Origin of the sequence: uncultured Tateyamaria sp. (assembly GCF_947504105.1) — a bacterium.
GTDB lineage: Bacteria > Pseudomonadota > Alphaproteobacteria > Rhodobacterales > Rhodobacteraceae > Tateyamaria.
Genome location: NZ_CANNGP010000009.1, coordinates 1 through 17,895, shown reverse-complemented (window position 1 = coordinate 17,895; position 17,895 = coordinate 1). Strand labels below are relative to the sequence as shown.

Genomic DNA, 17,895 nt, shown 5'->3' with positions numbered 1-17,895 from the left:
TATGTCATGGCTTGCCCCCCGCGAGAGACACCACGTTGGTGACGCCAGTGACCATCTGCCCGTTCACACCCGCCGGGTTGTTGGTAGTTGCCATCTTGACCGGGAAGTCATGGCCTGCCTGCCAGTCACGGTATAGACGCCGCCCCGTGTTGGACGTGGGCAACGCTATCTCTGTCACTTCATAGCTGGGGGATTGCGCGTCACCGCCTGCACTCAGGCAAGCGCCCTCAGTCTGCACAATGAAGCCCTTGGCCTGTAGATCATGGAACGCACGTCCAGCGGTCTTAGGATTGCACCCAAGGCACTCAGCAGCTTGCCGCACCGATAGGCGCAGCTTGCCGTTGTTGTTCGCCTTAGGACCGTGCCATTCAAACTTGATCCACGGATAAAGCGCCTGCGCCGTGCTGGACAGCGCGCGCCATGCGTCCGTCTGCATGGTGGGGCGGACCATCTTGGTCCAATGCTCCGCCCGGTTTTCGTTGCGCTTATCGCGTCCCATTATGCGGATACCTCCGCCGCGTGGACAGCCTTGTGATGTTTGCGGCAAAGCCACACCACGTCATAGGGCCGCTCATAGTCGGGGTGGTGTGCCTCAGCCTTTGACGCCCCGCATTGTTCGCAGGGTTGGCGCTCGATCACGCCATGACGCAGCGCAGCACCCACGGCCAAGTGGGCGATGTAGGATTTAGGGTTGCGCTTGCGCCACCGCTGTTGCCGGGAAAGGGCTTTGGGTTGGTCAGTCATGCCGCCACCCCGCAGAAATGGCGCAGGATAATCGCTGGCGCTCCGGCCCATTCCGGGCTATCAACAGGGGGAAGTGAGCTAGCTTCTACAACATCTTTAGCCCCGGTTGCGATTGCCGTCGCGCCGGGGTTTTCGTTTGCGCCGGTCAGTTCGACTCTTGAAACTTTCGCGGAAAGTTCACGGTTTGTCGGGGCCTCTTTTGAAACAGTAGCCCGTTGATTTCCTTGGATAGCAGGCCGGATTGCAAATCCGTGTACACCGGTTCGATTCCGGTACTCGCCTCCATTTAATTTCAAGCACTTAGCTGTCTCCTCTCTTTGCCCCCTCGGGGGCATTTACAATAGCGTTTACAAGTAAAGCGCATTTTCTCGCTCCACTGCGGCTTCTAGCTTGGCCAAAACCGCCTCAGATTCACTTGGCGAAACAGTCGCGTAGTACTCGATGACCTGAGCGGCATAGCGGACAGACCACCCCATGTAATTGGCGATCTCAGCAAGTGTCAGGCCTGCGTTAAGCAAACGAGTTGCGGCGGTTCCGCGTGTATACTCTGGGGAACCGTGGCGCAGCAGGAGCGGATAGAGTGCTTCGAGAACATCGTCGGCACCCATCTTTGTGCGGACCACAACAGCCAAGGCCTGCCGCGTGAACTCATCGAGAACCGTCAGCATCTTGTAACTGCGCCCATTGCTGAGCTTGTCGTGGACGAAGTCGATGGCCCAGACGTGGTTCGGATGCGTTGGCCTCAATCGGATGATCGAGCTGTCCTTGTGGTAGAGCCGCTTGCGCTTCTTGTGGCGCTGCGGAAGCTGTAATCCCTCTTCCCGCCAGAGCCGCTCGACCTTCTTGTGATTGACGGTCGAATAGCTTTACCATTCGACAGTCATTACACGTTTTTTCTAAGAACTGCTTAATTGATGGACACCAAAGAGTGTCAATCAGTGAAACATGATTAAATGCCAGGCAAACTAGACAGTTTCGCAAAAAACCGGCGAAAAGTTGCGACCAAAGAAGCCAAACGTAGAGAATCGAATGCTTGAATGCTATCTTTGGTTGTGTCATCGATGGCTCCTTTTCTTCCCAATAAGGAGTAATACAATGTACACAAACCTTGACACTGCTATTGCGGGAACCGGATTTTCCGACACCGGACATGCCCGCAGTCTGAGTAAACCGGAAGCGCACGCGCGCTCTCTCGAAGCGGGATCCGCACGGTTAATTGAAGCTGGCCATGCGCGTTCGCTCGCCGGACATGCTTTTTCGCTGCAAACTGAAGGGCATGCACGTTCGTTAGACTAAAAGATGGTCGGGGAGGTGGAAGCATCTCCCCTTCTTTAATTTAACTGTAGCGGAGATATGTAAGCCATGACTCCCGTCAAAGCATTCAATGGATTCGTCCTCAAGATACATAGCCGGTGCAACCTGAATTGTACGTACTGCTACATGTACAACAAGTCAGACACCACGTGGCGTAAAAAGCCAAAAAAGATGGATCTTTACACATTCGAACGCACCATCGAGGAAATAAGGGCGTACGCTGAGAAGAAGCAGCTTCCTAGGATACACATCGCCCTTCATGGCGGGGAACCGCTTTTGATCGGCAATGAAGTACTCCGGCGTTTTTGTTCGCTTATCAGAGCGACATTTGCGGAAACCGGTATCGATGTCTCTCTCACTATTCAGACCAATGGAACTCTGCTCAACAAGGTAAACTGCGGCATTCTGGCGGAATACGGCGTCGGGGTGGGCGTTAGCCTCGATGGAACACCTGATGTCAATGACAAGGCTCGGCTGGACCATAGAGGTTTGGGCTCAGCAAGCCGCGTTGAAGAAGGGGTGGGGATCCTGATGGATCATCACCCAGACGCATTTAGTGGGTTCTTGTGTGTTCTCGATCCGGCATCTGATGCAACAGCCACATTCGACTACCTAACGAAATTTCATCCTCCTGCACTCAATTTCTTATTTCCTCTATACACCCACGATGATCACCCGCCTTGGAAAGAGCCCGACTCTCCAGAGACATCAGTGGGCGATTGGCTGATTGAGGCATTCAAGCGTTGGAGCCAGAGTGAGGCATCTGTACGTGTCGTCGTTTTTGAATCCCTTATTCATCTTTTGAATGGTGGAGCCTCATCGACAGAAAGCTTTGGGGAAAGTGGGCGCAACATAGTTGTAGTTGAGACAGACGGCGCGCTCGAAATAGGCGACGCGCTGAAAGTGACAGCAGATGGTTTGACCAACCTTGGTTTGAACATCACGACGGATAGCTTAGACGACGCTTATGATCTCGTCAATTCCTACCTCGTCGACCTTGGAGCAGATAGTATCGCGCCAGTCTGTGAAAGTTGCGCGATCTCACACGTGTGTAACGGTGGAGATTTGGCGGGACGGTTTTCTTTGTCCAAGGGTTTCCGTAACCCGAATGTCTACTGTCGCGACATTCTCAAGCTGGTAACGCACGTTGATGACGCGGTTCGCAGGCGGCAACAAGTTTTGGAAGCTTCAACATAAGGCTATGGGAAGATTCAAACAACACAGCTCTGGAAACGAATATTACCGCACGGGACTTGATAAGTACCTAGGAGCCAAGTTGGCAAACTGGCTGGGGTATCAAGACGTCAAGCTTGGACGCCAGGTTTTCGGCAACACGACACCGGCAACCCTGAACATATTGGGGAGGCTGAACGGGTCATACGTTCGCCTCCGTCAAAAACCTGCTGAGCTTGACCAAGCAAGGCATTACAAACGTTTGGGCTATGGCACCGTGTGCGTTGAGCATGATGCAAGGTCTTTGAAGGAGCTACAAGCGGGCTTTCAGTCTGCAGTTGCGGACCCTTCGTTATCCGAACCTCACGGGGACAACCTGGATTTACTTGGTGAACGCTTCCCATGCTGCGAAGTTGGGAGAAGGATAGAAAATCCCGAAAACCTGCCGGGACTGCCGAAAATTTTGAACGCGAAGTTCTGGCCGGTCATTGAAGGTTGTGTTGGCAACAGCGTCCGTATTGTCGACATCGAATGCTACCGCACGATTGCTCCACCCCCGAAAGCCAACTTCGAGGTATATGCGAATTGGTGGCATTGCGATCAACGACGCAGTGATTTGCATAAGGTATTTATCAATATCAGCGATGTCACACTTGACGATGGGCCCTTCTCGATCCTTTCAAGAAAAGATACTGCACAAGCGCTCTCGTCAGAAGAATTTAACGGACGGGAGGACGCAGATTTTGAGGTTCAAGACAATTTTCCAGATGCGCGTTGGATACAACATGTTGGTCCAGTAGGTAGTATACTTGTAGGAAACACGCAGCTTTGCTTGCATCGCGCCGGCCTTCCCGCGCCAAGTCGCCACCGCGACATTCTCGTCATTTCTGTCGTGGACGCTGCGGAGCCATCACCAGGGTTCGACCCAGCAATGTTCACACCAGGGTATGGGCAGACGTCGCGGTACACTAACCCTCGAGCATATGGAGTAATACAATAATGATGAACATTTCGTTCGCACCTTGCGACGTCGCACATACAACTATTGTACCGCTGCACATGCCGTCATCTGGACATGAGTTTGCAGACCTTCATAATGGCTCATCAATCGCAGAAATTCTTCCGTTAGCAAATCTGAACTTTAGTCAAACAACGGCGAAAGACATTTCTGTTCCCGACGAAACGTGCCTTTCAACTTATACCTTTGTCACAATCGCAGGTGACGATGACACGGACATGTTGCGTCGTCTCGGGGCTAACTGTGCAGAAACCATCCTAAAGAGGGTTGAGGATTGCGAGATCGCCTTGAACTCAGGACTGGTCAACGAGTTTGAACATCATCATGATGGCACATTTTCCTTCTTCCTTGGTCTCTTTCTTGGTTTGTACAGGCAGACCAAGGTTACTTCGATGGATGATGGATCCATTCCTTGCATTAGCGTCGCACTCCCCCATCATTCCAATGTTGACCGTAACGCTGTTAAGCGCGCCTGTCTCATCGCTGAAATTGTTCACTTTGTCCGAGACCTCATTTCTGCGCCGCCAAATATCCTGTCACCTGCCGGTTTTGAGAGAGCTGTTGCAGAGAAGGCAGCTGCTATCCCTGATCTCGATATTCAGGTCTACAACGAGAGGCAGCTAACTGAACTCGGTCTTAGAGCGTTTGTCGCAGTAGGCCGGGCTTCCTGTGAGCCCTCGCGTATGATCGTGCTCCGCTGGAAGCCAGAAGGCGAAAAACCCGACCTAATCTCACTTATTGGCAAGGCAGTCACATTTGATGCGGGTGGCCTATGCATCCAACCCGGGAAAGGGATGGATGAGATGAAGGGCGACATGGCAGGCGGGGCTATTGCAGTTGGCGCAGTCTTGGCGGCTGCGATCACCGAATCCAAGGGGAACGTATCCGCCTATATCGGTGTCGCAGAAAATGTTGTTGGATCGAATGCGTTTCGACCAGCTGACGTTTTGACTATGTGTAATGGCACGACTGTTGAGGTCACTAATACGGACGCCGAGGGTCGCTTGATCTTGGCAGATATCATGAGTTGGGTCTCAGCCAACAGTCCGCCACGAGCGATGATCGACATTGGCACCCTGACGGGAACGATGCTGTCCGCCCTTGGCAATGATATCGCCGGTTTCTTCTCAAACGATCGTGCGTTGAGCGAATCTCTGCGTGCGAGTGCTCATGTGGCAGGCGAGAAAGTCTGGGAAATGCCCTTGGATGACTGCTATCTGACCCATCTGAAGAGTGAAAGTGCTGACTTAAAGCACTTCAGCTACGAAGGGCCAGGAGCGATCACAGCAGCGTTGTTTCTGCGAGAGTTCGCTGGCTCGATACCGTGGATCCATATGGACATTGGGTCTAACGGCATGAACACAAGACGCACTGCTGAAAGCCCCGGTTGGGCGAGCGGCGCTGGCGTTTTAACGCTATTAGATCTTATGCGAACGGAAAAACCGGCTTAGTGCAATGAAAGTCGACTATATCATCCATAGCATCACTGATGTCGTATGTACCAGATTTGAAGGTGCCCGATGGAATACGTGAACTTCTGGATTGTTATAGGTGCTTCGCTTTTGGGAGGATTAACACCCGGACCAGCGACGCTCGCGATCGCAGGCACCTCGATGCAGAGAACCCGAAGCTTGGGCCTCGCACTCGCATGGGGTGTCACCACAGGCTCAATGTCTTGGGCAATTTTCGCGGCATTAGGCTTCGGTGCGATCCTTGCCACCAACCAATGGTTAGTGGAAATTATTCGTTACGCTGGCGCAGGTTACTTGCTCTGGCTCAGTTCTAAATCCGCACGATCTGCGACCCGTGCAAAGGAAATAGAAGTCAAAGATACTGGTGTCGCCTCCCATGTGGCGGCTTGGAGCTTGGGTGCATTTATACACCTCACAAACCCCAAAGCTGTGATATTTTGGGGTTCCATTATTGCCATAGGTATGAGACCCGGCGGTAACGTGCATTCGATCCTTTGGATCATTGGCACCTGTGTCGCCATTAACTTCACGATTGTTACGACCTACGCACTGCTCTTTTCTAGTCAGACAATGACCGGCATGTATCTGAAGGGTCGTCGAGGCTTTGAAGCAGTCTTTGCGTCTTTCTTTGGAGCCGCTGCAGTTTACATGCTCCTCAGCGGCACGAGCTGACGCAAATTCGCTTTTGCTCATACTGCATGGCACACTTACGCTTATACCGGGCGGGGGCTTATGGCCCGCCGCAGCCCGGTGGGCTACCGATCCAAAATCAATCAGCCTGAGTACATGATCCGGGAGACTTCGGCAACAGGCTCAGAATATCAGTCAAACGCACGGATTAAGGGTGCCCGTCCGTTGAACCCGCCCTATCGTCCCGGAAGTGGTCTTGTTACGCTGCTTTTGCAGCGTAACGCCAGGGGAGGAGTTCGTCGAAACGTGTGATCTTGTGATCGGCGATTTGGCCCAGGACCCACGTGAGCCAGGCTTGGGGATCAACGTCGTTCAGTTTGGCGGTTTCGATCAGGGTGAATGCGATGGCCATGGCTTTTCCACCACCTTCGGAACCTGCGAACGTCCAGTTTTTCCGGCTGGTGGCTACAGGTTTCACGGCACGTTCGGCTGTGTTGTTGTCGAGTTCCAGATAGCCATGCTTAAGGTATGGCCGCGCTTTCGGCATCCGGCCAAGGGCGTAGCGGATGGCCTAAGCCAATGGTGACTTGCCTGATATTTTTGGCAGTTGCGCGTGCAACCAGACTTCGAGCTCATCGAAGACGGGCTTGGCCCTCGCTTGGCGCAATGCAATGTGTTCCTCGGGTTGTTTGCCGCGTGCCTCTTTCTCTACAGCATAGAGTTCCGCGATCCGGCGGATGGCTTGCTCGACGGTCGCGTTGCTCTGGGACGCGAAGACATCAACGAATTTGCGGCGCACATGTGCCATGCAGGCCATCTCATCCGCCTCGTCCTCACCGAACAATCCGTTGAAGCCAGAGCATTCATCCGCATGCGCCCAGCCCCTAAAGGTTCAAGAAGTGCCGTTGAACGGCCAACCCCATCGGCCATCGTGGAACGATCCAGATCAATGCCTTCACGGTCATAGATTTGGCTTTGGCGATAGAGCGGCAGGTGATCGGCATATTTGCTGACCAACACATGAGCCAACAGGCCTGGTCCTGGCCTGCCGCGTTCAATCGGATGTGATGGCAATGGCGATTGGACAATCGCCTCACAGCCGGAACGGCTCGTGTGGCTGTAGAAGTCTGCGAGATACGCCCGAATACCTTCCAGATCAACGAACCGATCAATCGAGCGCAGCAGGTGATCTTGGGGCACATGATCTTCCAGCGAGAACTCGTAGAACAGTGCCGCCTGACCGGCTCAACGAGTTCTGCCAGATTGTAGAGCGCGTGGTATTGCTCCATTGGCATATCTCGTGGTTCTATCCCAGTTGTTGGACCACTTTCAGGGGGCTACTCCACATGGGCATCGCGCTGTTTCTCGAACGCGACTAGATACCCATGGCATCAACGGTTGAACGGTATGGATCAGATCAGATACGCCGGTGCACCAGCTATCACCGGAGGACAAAGACCGAACACTGCGCATGTCTGACGACACGTGATGCGGTCGAACCCAACAGATAGTCAGACAGATCAGGCCGGTGTGACGAAATAATAATACAATCGGTGCTGTGCGTGCGCGCGAATTCAACGATCGTCACACCGGCGCGACCGCTGACCAACTCTATCTTGCATCTGGGATCCTCTCCGACAAATGCTTGGAGTGTGCTTAGGATTTCTGCGTCCCGATCCTTGAGTGCGTCTTTCTCAAGATAGTGACGTGCCGGTCCGGGGATCGGTTCATGTGAGTTAAGAACGGTTATCGTCCCACCGTCAGCCAGCATCTCACGAGCCTCGTTCAATGCTTTCGAGGCCATGTCCAACTGGTTTACTGAGACCGGCACCAGAATCGAATTTCGTTTCATTTGGATTTCCTCCTACGCATCAATTGATCAGGTATTTGCAAGCTCACGACTCCTATCCGTGGCGGCTTCGATACCGTCGCAGAACAAGGTGGTGAGCCCGTCACGCGGTCTCTGCAATGTTCTTAAAGCTGCTTCAGTTGTGCCGCCTGGTGAGGTCACAGCTTCGCGAAGGGAGGGTGGTGTGGATTTTGATGTAGCCATCAACTGACCCGCCCCTCGGATGGTCTCAATGACCAACTTACGGGCCAACGCATTAGGTAACCCTTGGGCGACCGCTCCTGCCTCCATCGCTTCGGCCACTGCAAAGATATACGCCGGCCCAGACCCAGAGACGCCTGTGACCGCGTGCATCTGTTCTTCATTCTTCAAGACTGCGATCTCACCAACCGCCCCCATCAAGCGCTTGGCGACACTTAGAGGCGTCCCCGCCCCTCTTCGGTTCGCGACAACGCAGGTCATCCCGCACCCAATCTCGGCTGGAGTGTTTGGCATTGCGCGTACAATTGCGGCGCGTTTGCCAAGCATCTCTTCTATCTGTGGAATCGAAACACCCGCGGCAACGGAGACCACCAGTGTCTTCTCAAGAGATACGTCACCAAGCGACTCAATTGCAGAGAGAAAATACTGAGGCTTCGTCGCAACGACGATAACGTCGTAAAGACGCCTGTCGGGTGGATTAACACGCAACCCAAGTGGAACCATCTCTTCGACCCAATCTGGAGGGTTCGGGTCGAGCACATCGACATGGCTGGGTCGAAGTTCCTGATCGAACCAACCGTGTAGGAGGGCCGATCCCATCTTGCCGCAACCGACGAGTAACAAGCTCAGTTTAGCAAGTCTTTTTTCTCCGCTCACGGCCTACGCTTTCAGAGTTGATTGGATCGTGGCCCCGGCCAGCAAGACTGCGTTTGGCCGAGGCATTTCATTCATTACCCGCCACCACGCGCACGCATGTTTTCCGGCATCCAGGTCGCTAGCTCCGGGAACAAGATGAGTATGACGACCATTAAGACCATGATTAGAAACATCGGAACGGCGGTACGCGCGATGTAGCCCATCTCGTGTTTTGTCATGCCCTGGAGAACAAACAGGTTGAACCCGACGGGGGGAGTGATTTGTGCCATCTCGACTACCACGACGATGAAGATACCGAACCAGACCAGATCAAACCCAAGTTCCGCAAACGCCGGAGTGGTGATCATCGGCAGAATGACAGCCATCGTCAGAACCACAGATGAAATGCCGTCCAGAAACATTCCTATCAGAACGTAGAACACCATCAGCGCCAGGATCAGCACGGTCGGTGACAGGTTCAGCGAACCGATCCATTCCGCAATCGTCCTTGGCAGCCCGGTAAAGCCCATCGAAAGGCTGAGAAACGCAGCACCCATCAAAATGAGTGCGATCATGGCAGACGTACGCGTTGCACCCATCAGACTTTCAAAGAACGTTTCAAAAGTTAACGACCTTTGAAACGCCGCCAAAACAAGCGCGCCGATCACACCAAAGGCGGCGGCCTCAGTTGCCGTCGCTATGCCGGAATACATCGAACCAATTACGGTCAGGACCAACAGGATCACCGGGGCCAGGAACCGAGAATTCCAAACCTTCTCGCTGAACGTCATCGTGGGCTCGGGTTCAGGACGCTGGTCGCGCTTTAAAAAGTACCAGAACACTATGTAGAGCGAAAACATCGATGCGAGCACAATGCCAGGTAATATACCAGCCATGAACAGCTGTGTGATGCTTTCATTAACGGTCACACCATAGACGATAAGAGTGAGCGAGGGTGGTATCATCAGACCGAGTGTGGCTGAACCCGCCAATGTGCCGATTGTCATGAACTCCGGATAGCCGCGTTTGCGTAATTCGGGGATCGACATCTTGCCTACAGTCGTGAGCGTAGCTGCTGAAGAGCCTGAAACAGCTGCAAAAATTGTACAGCCGACGACGTTCGTATGCAAAAGTCCGCCCGGCAGACGTGCCATCCATGGTGCAAGACCTTTGAACATATCCTCCGATAATCGGGTTCGATAGAGAATCTCACCCATCCAGATGAACAGAGGAAGTGCTGTCAGCGTCCAACTGGACGCGCTCTCCCAGGCCTTGTCGGTGAGGTTTGCGCCAACAAACCCTTTGTCAAAAAGCATGATCCCGATCGCACCAACGCCCATCAGCGAGAGCCCGATCCAGATCCCAGATCCTAACAGAAAGAATAAGACGATCAGGAAAATCGCGGTGAGTGTAAAATGGTCCATGGCCTATTCCGTCCTCTCTTCCGGTGGCAAGTCTTCGATCCCTGCGTAGCTCGTGAAGAGCAGCCGGATGACGTGATCCCAGAGCGCGATGGCAAGAATGCCCGCGCCGATTGTCATCGAAAGTTCTGGAATCCAGAGCGGCATCTCGTCCTGGCCCTGGCTCAGAAAGTTGAACTTTTGCGATTGATGGTTACGCTCGAAAGCGGCGTAAAAGAAAAACGTGATCAATATGGCACTGAATCCGTAACACCAGATCTCAGCAAGTTTCCGGCTTCGGCCAAGTCCGGAGAGGATCAATGTCACACGGATATGCGCGCCATGATTGAGCGCGTAGGCGAGCGCGAAAAAGATAGACGCAGCCATACAGTATCCAGCGTAGTTTGCAGCACCCGGAAAGGAGGTTCCCAACCACCTCGACACCATTTGAACACAGATCAGTATCAAGATGGCGATCATGGAGATTCCTCCCAGAACCCCGCCTAGAAAATAGAGACCATCAAGCAATTTTCTGATCATACCCATGAGAGCCCTCCTTTAATGTTGGTTCGGGGTTCGATCGCTCGAACCCCGGACATGTCTACTCTGAAGCTTGATATGCTTCGATGATCGCAGTCCCGGTCTCCCCCGCCGACGCCAACCATTCTTCTGTCATCGTCGCGCCGAAGGCCTTCAGCTCGTCACGCAACGTGTCGCTCGGAGCCGCCACAGTCATCCCGTTGTCGACAAACTGCTGCAAGTACCATCCTGCCAACTGTTCAGAACGGGCCGTTGCAGCCGCAGATGTGAGCTCCCCTGCTGCCTGAAGGCAGTTTTGCTCCTGTTCGGTCAAGGCGTCATAGGCGGGCTTGTTCGCGAAGACAGCGTTGCGCGGCAACCACGCCTGTGTGTCATAAAAATGGGTCAGCAGCTCCCAGATCTTGGTGTCATATCCGGTGGAACCAGATGAAATAAAGGATGCTGCAACACCCGTGGCAAGCGCTTGCGCAAGGTCAGCGGCCTCGATCTGTACAGGGTTCATGCCAGCGAGCTCAGCAAGACGAGATGTCGCCGCGTTGTAGGCGCGAAACTTGATACCTTTCATATCCGCGACGGAATTGATCTCCTGCTTGAAATACAGCCCCTGTGCTGGCCAGGGTGCCGAATAGATCAATACTAACCCGTCTTTCTCGAGCGCTGCACCAACCGCATCTTTCGATGCGTCCCAAAGACGGTCGCTATCTTCGTAAGATGTCGCAAGAAAAGGGATAGAGTCGACGCCGTAAACCGGGTTTTCCGCCTGATGAGCCGACAGGAATCGCTCGCCTATAGGGGCCTGGCCGATTTGGACGGCACGTTTAATTTCGTTCCCCTTGAACAACGAGCCACCGGAATGGATCGTTATGTTGAGGGACCCACCGGTACACGTGCGAACCGCATCGGCGAACCGATGTCCGTACTGTGTGTGAAAGTTACTTTCTGGATAGGCCATCGGCATATCCCAATCAGTTGCCAGGGCGGTACCGGCCCCAGCGGCTATGATCGCGGCCGACGCCACCAATGTTCTGAATTTGAAAGTCATAATTCTCTCCTGTTGGGGTTTAAGGTTTGCTATTTGCATGGGGATCAGCCTCCAAACCGGTTAGGGTCGTAGGGAGTGAGATCCATATTGATCCCTCCATGAGCGATCACATCTGCAATAATTCTGCCGGTCTTCGGGCCACCGGTCAGACCAATATGATGATGTCCAAACGCCGCGAATACGCCGCTGCCCCGAATTTCACCGATTAATGGAAGACTATCGGACGGGGCTGGACGGTGGCCGAGCCATGTGTCGCGCCTCTTCAACCTCAGGCTAGGGAACGTCGCACGCACTGTGCGTTCCAGAAGTGCGAGTGGTTTGTTCGATGCGGGAGCTGCGAGGCCGCCAAATTCTACGACACCTGCACAACGCAGGCCGTCCAACATCGGCGTTGCAACGAACTTCCCGGTGGTCACCATGATAGGTGAACGCAGCACGCGATCCTCAGGCTCAAACTCTATGTGATAGCCACGTTCGGTCTCGAGAGGTACGTCGATACCGAGCTTCTTAGCCAGAGGCTTTGACCAAACCCCGGTGGCGATCACGACATTGTCGCAAAGGATCGTCTCGTCCTCCGTGATAATCGCCTCGACCTTATTATCCATCAGCACGACGTCACGCATCTCGCCGCGAACCAGCCGTGCCCCGAGTCTCTCCGCTTCGTCGGCCAAGGCCTTCACATAAGCCCCCGGAGCGCTGATCACACCGTGCTGTCGCATCACAGCCAAAAGCTGCATATCGCTACTAAGCAGCGGTTCGAACTCCTGAACGGCGGGCCCCTCGATAATATCCGGTTCGAACCCTGCGTCGCGACGCAGACCCCATGTGAACGCATCGCCTTCGAATGCGGAACGGTTTTTGTAGGCGAATGAGTAGTCCGTTCTTGTCAGCCAGCGTACCGCATCGGTGCCTTCTGTCAAACTTTCGTGTTGTTCGACGCTGTCGGTCGTCAGTGGCGCCAGCCCCGCCGCAATTCGGCGCGTTTCAGGTGCGTTAGCATGACTTAGGTATTTCAGTAGCCATGGAGCCAGTTTCGGTAAGTACGACCAGCGCAAGAACAGTGGGAAATTCGGATTGAGCAGCATCCCTGGAGCTTTGGTGATCATTCCGGGGGCGGTGACCGGCGCAACGGAGCAACTCGCCAGAACGCCCGCACTCCCATAGGAGGTACCCTCGCCCGGTGCCGTTCTGTCCAACAACGTCACATCCTTGCCTGCTCTCAAGAGCCAGATCGCAGCTGATACCCCAACAATCCCTGCCCCTACGACGACGATGTTTTCTTTCGCGGACATATGTACCTTAATCGAATTCGGCGCTGCATTCCGGGCGGTTTCATATTCTGTATACAGATAAGTATCTAAATCTGTCCACAAAATAATTGACAATTCGTGAGTGGTATATAAAGAAGAGGGCCACGGGAGAGCGTCACCAAAAATGAACACAAGCGTTGATCAGGTCTATGAGCAGGTGCGCCACATGGCGGCGAATTTCGAGTTCAAACCGGCGGAACGTATTAACGAGAGTGAACTGTCACGTAAGCTCGGTGCCAGTCGGACACCATTGCGTGAAGCGATGAACCGTCTGATTGCCGAAGGCTTGCTCAAATTTGAAGGTGGGCGGGGGTTTTTTTGTCAACCGCTGAACCCCGAGCTCGTGGTAAACCTTTATGAGCTTCGTGGTTCACTGGAAATCGGAGCGGTCCGGGCCGCTGTCGAACGGGCGACGGATGACGAGCTTGAGGGATTACGTCAATTTTTGATCGAGACCGGCGTGAACTACACGGATGGGACGCCAGCTCGTGACATCGTTTCCCTCGACGAAGAGTTCCATCTGATGATCGCTAGGCTCGCAAAAAACCCGGAATTGCTTAATATGATCGAGCTGACATATGAGCGGATCCGCTATGTTCGCTGGATTGCGATGCGTGAGAAAATCGACATCACCCACGCGGCTCACATGCATATCTTCGAGGCAATCGCTGCGCGAGACGCAGAGGGGGCGGCTCACAGGATGCGCGCCCACATCAAGACCAGCGTCGATGAGGCAACCGAGACCGTCGAAAAAGCCTATTCACAGATTTATGTCCCACGACATTGAACCGAACTGATTAGAGAGAGTTAGGATGTCAGTTGAACACGGTGGAAAGTCAGTCTACGGAGCCGCGCTTGGAATCCTGATGCTCGAAGCGAGGTTCCCCCGTATCCAAGGTGATATCGGTAACGCGACGACGTGGCCGTTTCCCGTGCAATACCGTGTCGTGCGAGGGGCAAGCCCTGATAGAGTTGTTCGTCACGATCCCATGGAGTTGGTAGACAGATTTATCGATGCGGCTCAGGATCTTGTTGCGGCGGGATGTGACGGTATCACCACGAATTGTGGCTTCCTCGCCCTGACTCAAGACAGGATATCAAATGCCGTTCCTGTTCCGGTCGCGACTTCGTCTTTGATGCAGGTACCAATGGTGCAAGCCCTTCTACCGGCCGGGAAGAAGGTCGCAATTCTTACCATTTCCAAGGCGACGTTGACACCTGAGCATCTGTTTGCAGCGGGCATTTCCGACCCTACCCGTGTTCCAATATATGGAACCGATGGCGGGCGTGCATTCACGCGCTGTATCCTGGACGATCATGAATCCATAGATTTCGCGGATTGCCGGCAGGATATGCTTGATGCAGCGCAGGAGATCGTCACAACCGATAGAGATGTTGGTGCCATCGTGTTGGAATGCACCAATATGACACCGTATGCCCATGACGTTCGAAAGGCGACAGGATTACCGGTCTTCTCGATCTACTCCTTCCTGAAATGGTTCCACGAGAGCCTGATCCCGGATCGCTTCAATCTTGAACTGGATGATCCCAGAGCGGGCCTTCTCTGATCGATCGACCTAAGCGACGCTCACATATCCCGACCGTCCCGATTTCTGATGGTCGATCAATTGACATTGGAACGTCCGGCACCGCCGATTGACGCGGCGCATCTGCCTGCAATCAACGTCGCCCCCCCATTTATCCATGCCGTGGCCGCAGTTCACAATTCATCAGTGACTTTATTGGTTGTCCGCTTCGCGTTTTGTTGCACCGTACTTGTAACGCACAACCAACTTAGGGTGAACCTGGGCGGTAAATCGCCTGTTCTTAGCAATCTCACTTACGACATTGATCAACAGGGTATCAGGAAATAAGGCCAGTGCACTAGATGTATTAAGTGATGAATGATCATTACTCAGCAACTAAGCCACGAAATTGAAAGGAACTTCTTTATGAAGAAGCAGAGACGATCAAACACCGCCGCGCTGACACTTCTGACAATTGGGTGTTTCGCCCTTTCGTCCGTCGCTATCAACGCATCCACATATTCAAGCGATGGAGCGCAGATTATTGAAGCGAGTAACGTAACCTTCGACGAAAGCAGCGAAATTCTTCAAAGACGCCTCGAACCCGGCCCAGGCCCCGGGTCAATCAGACAGTACATAAAATGGCTACGTTGGTTCATGTGAACTGAGTTACAATGTAAAATGGTAACCTGCTCTCAGGCGATTGCTGAACTTCGACGAAGGGATGGGTGGAAGTTCAGCACTCACCTTGAATACTCCAGCACGAGATTGTGCTTCCCCGTTCAAGATATATCCTTGTCATCATAATCAGGGAGACAGACGGCTTCAAAGAAGGGGGTGATCTGCCTACTCGCGAGGGTCAAAAGCTCTTGCCGCGCCGGACCCACTCGGGCAAGTCATTGAGACACATCTTAACCATTAAAATTGGATATACTTCCAAGACATTCAGCATGATTGCCCGATAAAGGGGCATGATCGCTGAAGTTGGTCAGAACGCTCCGGACCGTCAGAGTTACGAGCGTTGGTCCCCTCGCCCGCAAGGCTTGTGGCACCCCGACCGCGCACGCCTCCCTTGATCCCGAGAAGAAACTCATTTGGGACCAATGAACCGCGCACCATGGTCCTATCAGCTCCAGAGTTATTCGAAGTAAGGTAGATTCTTGGCCTTCGCCGCGCGCACCCATGAGGGAACGAAAGGGACAATCTTATCCTGGGACGGCACCATCATTTCGATGAAACTCGCGCCCTGATGGTTGATCGCCTGGGATAGAACTGTATCGATATCATCCTCAGACGTGATGCGCGCCGTGCTAAAACCGAACGCTTCGGCAACCTTGACATAGTCGACTGCCCCGAAATCTGTTGACCAAGGTTCGTCCACATCATCAAGCAGGATCGCCTCGCCTCGGATCCACCCGAACGTATCGTTCCGTGTCAGGATGATTGTCACGTTCTTCCCGCTCCGCCGAATGGTCTCCATATCACCGATGACAAACCCGAAGGAGCCGTCGCCCGTGAAGGAGATGATCGGGCCGTCGGACGCATAAGATGCGCCAAGGCCAGCGGGTACGGAATACCCCAATGCGCCCATGGAGTAATTGGTGATGTAGCGCCGCCCCGGCTCTTTGATGGTAAGGAGTGCCGACGGGTAGATGGCACTCACCCCCGGTTCGGACGTGACAATCGCATCTGGGGGCAGAATCCTGTCCAGCGCCTGCGTGAGCTTCACAGGAGAGATCGTGCCCTCGGGCATCGGAATATTCGACTTGAACACCTTGTCCAACGCCGACTTCTTGATCGGGTTGAGGTCCACCTTCTCTCGTGTCAGATCGGGATGCTCCGCTTTGATGATCTCGACCATGTATTCCAGCGTTGCACGCGCGTCCCCGACCATGCCGACCTTGAGAGGATAATTATTGCCGATATGGGCCTCGGCAATGTCCAGATGAAGGAATGTCGTTGCCGCCGGATCCCCATAGAGCTTCCAATGGTCTGTTGCCGCGCTGTCCGTGTTAGACCCAACGAAAAAGACCGTGTCTGCCGCATGGACATAACTGTTGGAATATTCCATTCCACCGCGCCCCCCGATCACCCGCAATGCCAGCGGGTGGTTCTCGGGAATGGTGCCCTTACCGGGCGTCGTCGTGCCCACCGGGATCTGAAAAAGCTCTGCCAATTCGACCAGGATTTGCGAGGCCCCAGAGATCAATCCACCCTGACCGCACACGATCACGGGTTTTTTGGCTTTCAGAAGCGCGTCGATGGCCTGTCTGATCTTTCCGTGATCCGCGACCGGCCGGTGTGCAGGGTATCTCTGATAATCACTCTCTGCATAGAGGTCCGCGATCTTTGCCTCTTCGAGGAACACATTGATCGGGACCCGAATATGGACCGGGGCGGGACGTCCAGACGTGGCAACACGGAAGGCGCGGCGCATCAGGAAAGGGATCTCCTTTGCATTCGTCAGGACAAAGGATTCCTTACAGATACTCGCGTAGAGCGCCGTCTGGTCGACACCGGTGAGGCCATGCTTTTTGTCTTGATTGATCGGAATGTCCGAGCTGAAATAGATGACCGGAACAGAACTCAGATAGGCTTCGGTGATCCCCGGCGTACAATGCGTGACCCCGGGGCTCGGGGCTTCCAAAACACAAGGCCGCCCGGATATCTTGGCATATGACTCAGCGGCATAAGATGCCGTACGCTCATCCCGCGTAAGCACGTATTCGATGTCAGAATGCTCCCGCCATTCCTTGTACCAACCGATCGTGGTTTCACCAGGGAGTCCAAAGACGTGTCTTACACCATGGAGCTCAAGCATTTTCAAAATGATCTGCGCGCCGTTCATGGTCACCTTGGTTGAATCGCTCACGCTCTTTCCCTTGCTATGGATAAACACTGCTGCCAAAATTGTATACAGCACAATATTCAATCTTTTCGACAGGTCAATATGCAAAATTTAGTGAGTATCCGTCTTGTTCAAGTACGGTTTTGCATCCATAGCCTGTCTGCTTTGACCAATGCATTTGCGAGTTCGATG

17 protein-coding genes and 2 pseudogenes are annotated in these 17,895 nt (G+C 53.7%); 6 read left to right on the top strand and 13 right to left on the bottom strand.

The annotated features are described in order from the left end of the window. Nucleotides 1-4 precede the first annotated feature (4 nt). The 3 genes from Q1A75_RS08065 to Q1A75_RS08055 all read right to left on the bottom strand — a co-directional run bounded on the left by Q1A75_RS08065 (nucleotide 5) and on the right by Q1A75_RS08055 (nucleotide 1,490). Nucleotides 5-499, bottom strand: coding sequence for a hypothetical protein (locus Q1A75_RS08065; protein ID WP_299553194.1), 495 nt, complete (start codon nucleotides 497-499; stop codon nucleotides 5-7). Continuing rightward, the gene (locus Q1A75_RS08060) at nucleotides 499-744 is read right to left on the bottom strand and encodes a hypothetical protein (protein WP_299553192.1); all 246 of its coding nucleotides are present in this window, start codon (nucleotides 742-744) and stop codon (nucleotides 499-501) included. The genes Q1A75_RS08065 and Q1A75_RS08060 overlap by 1 nt, the downstream gene beginning before the upstream one ends. Before the next feature lie 347 nt (nucleotides 745-1,091). Further along, a complete protein-coding gene (locus Q1A75_RS08055; RefSeq protein ID WP_299592032.1) occupies nucleotides 1,092-1,490 on the bottom strand; it encodes a DDE-type integrase/transposase/recombinase in 399 nt (132 codons plus the stop codon). Between the two features lie 616 nt (nucleotides 1,491-2,106). Here Q1A75_RS08055 and Q1A75_RS08050 point away from each other — a divergent pair. From Q1A75_RS08050 to Q1A75_RS08035, 4 genes are all read left to right on the top strand, one after another. Then, nucleotides 2,107-3,255, top strand: coding sequence for a radical SAM protein (locus Q1A75_RS08050; protein WP_299592034.1), 1,149 nt, complete (start codon nucleotides 2,107-2,109; stop codon nucleotides 3,253-3,255). After that, nucleotides 3,209-4,231 carry a hypothetical protein gene (locus Q1A75_RS08045; protein ID WP_299592036.1) on the top strand — a complete coding sequence of 341 codons (1,023 nt, stop codon included), beginning with the start codon at nucleotides 3,209-3,211 and terminating at the stop codon, nucleotides 4,229-4,231. The genes Q1A75_RS08050 and Q1A75_RS08045 overlap by 47 nt, the downstream gene beginning before the upstream one ends. Then, complete coding sequence (locus Q1A75_RS08040; protein WP_299592038.1) at nucleotides 4,231-5,700, top strand: M17 family metallopeptidase; 1,470 nt, start codon at nucleotides 4,231-4,233, stop codon at nucleotides 5,698-5,700. Before Q1A75_RS08045 ends, Q1A75_RS08040 begins: the two co-directional genes overlap by 1 nt. Nucleotides 5,701-5,769: 69 nt before the next feature. Continuing rightward, nucleotides 5,770-6,393 carry a LysE family translocator gene (locus Q1A75_RS08035; protein ID WP_299592040.1) on the top strand — a complete coding sequence of 208 codons (624 nt, stop codon included), beginning with the start codon at nucleotides 5,770-5,772 and terminating at the stop codon, nucleotides 6,391-6,393. A 217-nt stretch (nucleotides 6,394-6,610) separates the two neighbouring features. Here Q1A75_RS08035 and Q1A75_RS08030 read toward each other — a convergent pair whose 3' ends face one another. The 9 genes and pseudogenes from Q1A75_RS08030 to Q1A75_RS07990 form a co-directional block, all read right to left on the bottom strand. Then, the gene (locus Q1A75_RS08030) at nucleotides 6,611-6,763 is read right to left on the bottom strand and encodes a transposase domain-containing protein (RefSeq protein ID WP_299592063.1); all 153 of its coding nucleotides are present in this window, start codon (nucleotides 6,761-6,763) and stop codon (nucleotides 6,611-6,613) included. 63 nt (nucleotides 6,764-6,826) lie between these two features. Further along, nucleotides 6,827-7,195: pseudogene (locus Q1A75_RS08025) on the bottom strand (transposase); the annotation flags it as partial. A gap of 57 nt (nucleotides 7,196-7,252) precedes the next feature. After that, a pseudogene (locus tag Q1A75_RS08020) lies at nucleotides 7,253-7,425 on the bottom strand (transposase); the annotation flags it as partial. 367 nt (nucleotides 7,426-7,792) lie between these two features. Continuing rightward, on the bottom strand, nucleotides 7,793-8,203 hold the full coding sequence (locus Q1A75_RS08015) for a universal stress protein (protein WP_299592042.1): 411 nt from the start codon (nucleotides 8,201-8,203) through the stop codon (nucleotides 7,793-7,795). Nucleotides 8,204-8,230: 27 nt separating this feature from the next. Further along, nucleotides 8,231-9,058: a pyrroline-5-carboxylate reductase gene (gene proC / locus Q1A75_RS08010; protein WP_299592044.1), complete on the bottom strand. Its 828-nt coding sequence runs from the start codon at nucleotides 9,056-9,058 to the stop codon at nucleotides 8,231-8,233. Between the two features lie 74 nt (nucleotides 9,059-9,132). Continuing rightward, the gene (locus Q1A75_RS08005; protein ID WP_299592046.1) at nucleotides 9,133-10,461 is read right to left on the bottom strand and encodes a TRAP transporter large permease subunit; all 1,329 of its coding nucleotides are present in this window, start codon (nucleotides 10,459-10,461) and stop codon (nucleotides 9,133-9,135) included. A 3-nt stretch (nucleotides 10,462-10,464) separates the two neighbouring features. Further along, entirely contained in the window at nucleotides 10,465-10,917 is a 453-nt protein-coding gene (locus tag Q1A75_RS08000) for a TRAP transporter small permease (protein ID WP_366142188.1), read from the bottom strand. Between the two features lie 121 nt (nucleotides 10,918-11,038). Further along, a complete protein-coding gene (locus Q1A75_RS07995; protein ID WP_299592050.1) occupies nucleotides 11,039-12,019 on the bottom strand; it encodes a TRAP transporter substrate-binding protein in 981 nt (326 codons plus the stop codon). A gap of 44 nt (nucleotides 12,020-12,063) precedes the next feature. Continuing rightward, a complete protein-coding gene (locus Q1A75_RS07990; RefSeq protein ID WP_366142187.1) occupies nucleotides 12,064-13,404 on the bottom strand; it encodes an FAD-binding oxidoreductase in 1,341 nt (446 codons plus the stop codon). A gap of 49 nt (nucleotides 13,405-13,453) precedes the next feature. Here Q1A75_RS07990 and Q1A75_RS07985 point away from each other — a divergent pair, with 49 nt between their 5' ends. Continuing rightward, the gene (locus Q1A75_RS07985; RefSeq protein ID WP_299592054.1) at nucleotides 13,454-14,116 is read left to right on the top strand and encodes a GntR family transcriptional regulator; all 663 of its coding nucleotides are present in this window, start codon (nucleotides 13,454-13,456) and stop codon (nucleotides 14,114-14,116) included. A gap of 25 nt (nucleotides 14,117-14,141) precedes the next feature. Then, nucleotides 14,142-14,897, top strand: coding sequence for an aspartate/glutamate racemase family protein (locus Q1A75_RS07980; RefSeq protein WP_299592056.1), 756 nt, complete (start codon nucleotides 14,142-14,144; stop codon nucleotides 14,895-14,897). A gap of 1,096 nt (nucleotides 14,898-15,993) precedes the next feature. Here the strand turns inward: Q1A75_RS07980 and Q1A75_RS07975 are convergent. Then, complete coding sequence (locus Q1A75_RS07975) at nucleotides 15,994-17,727, bottom strand: thiamine pyrophosphate-binding protein (RefSeq protein ID WP_299592058.1); 1,734 nt, start codon at nucleotides 17,725-17,727, stop codon at nucleotides 15,994-15,996. Nucleotides 17,728-17,895: the final 168 nt, after the last annotated feature.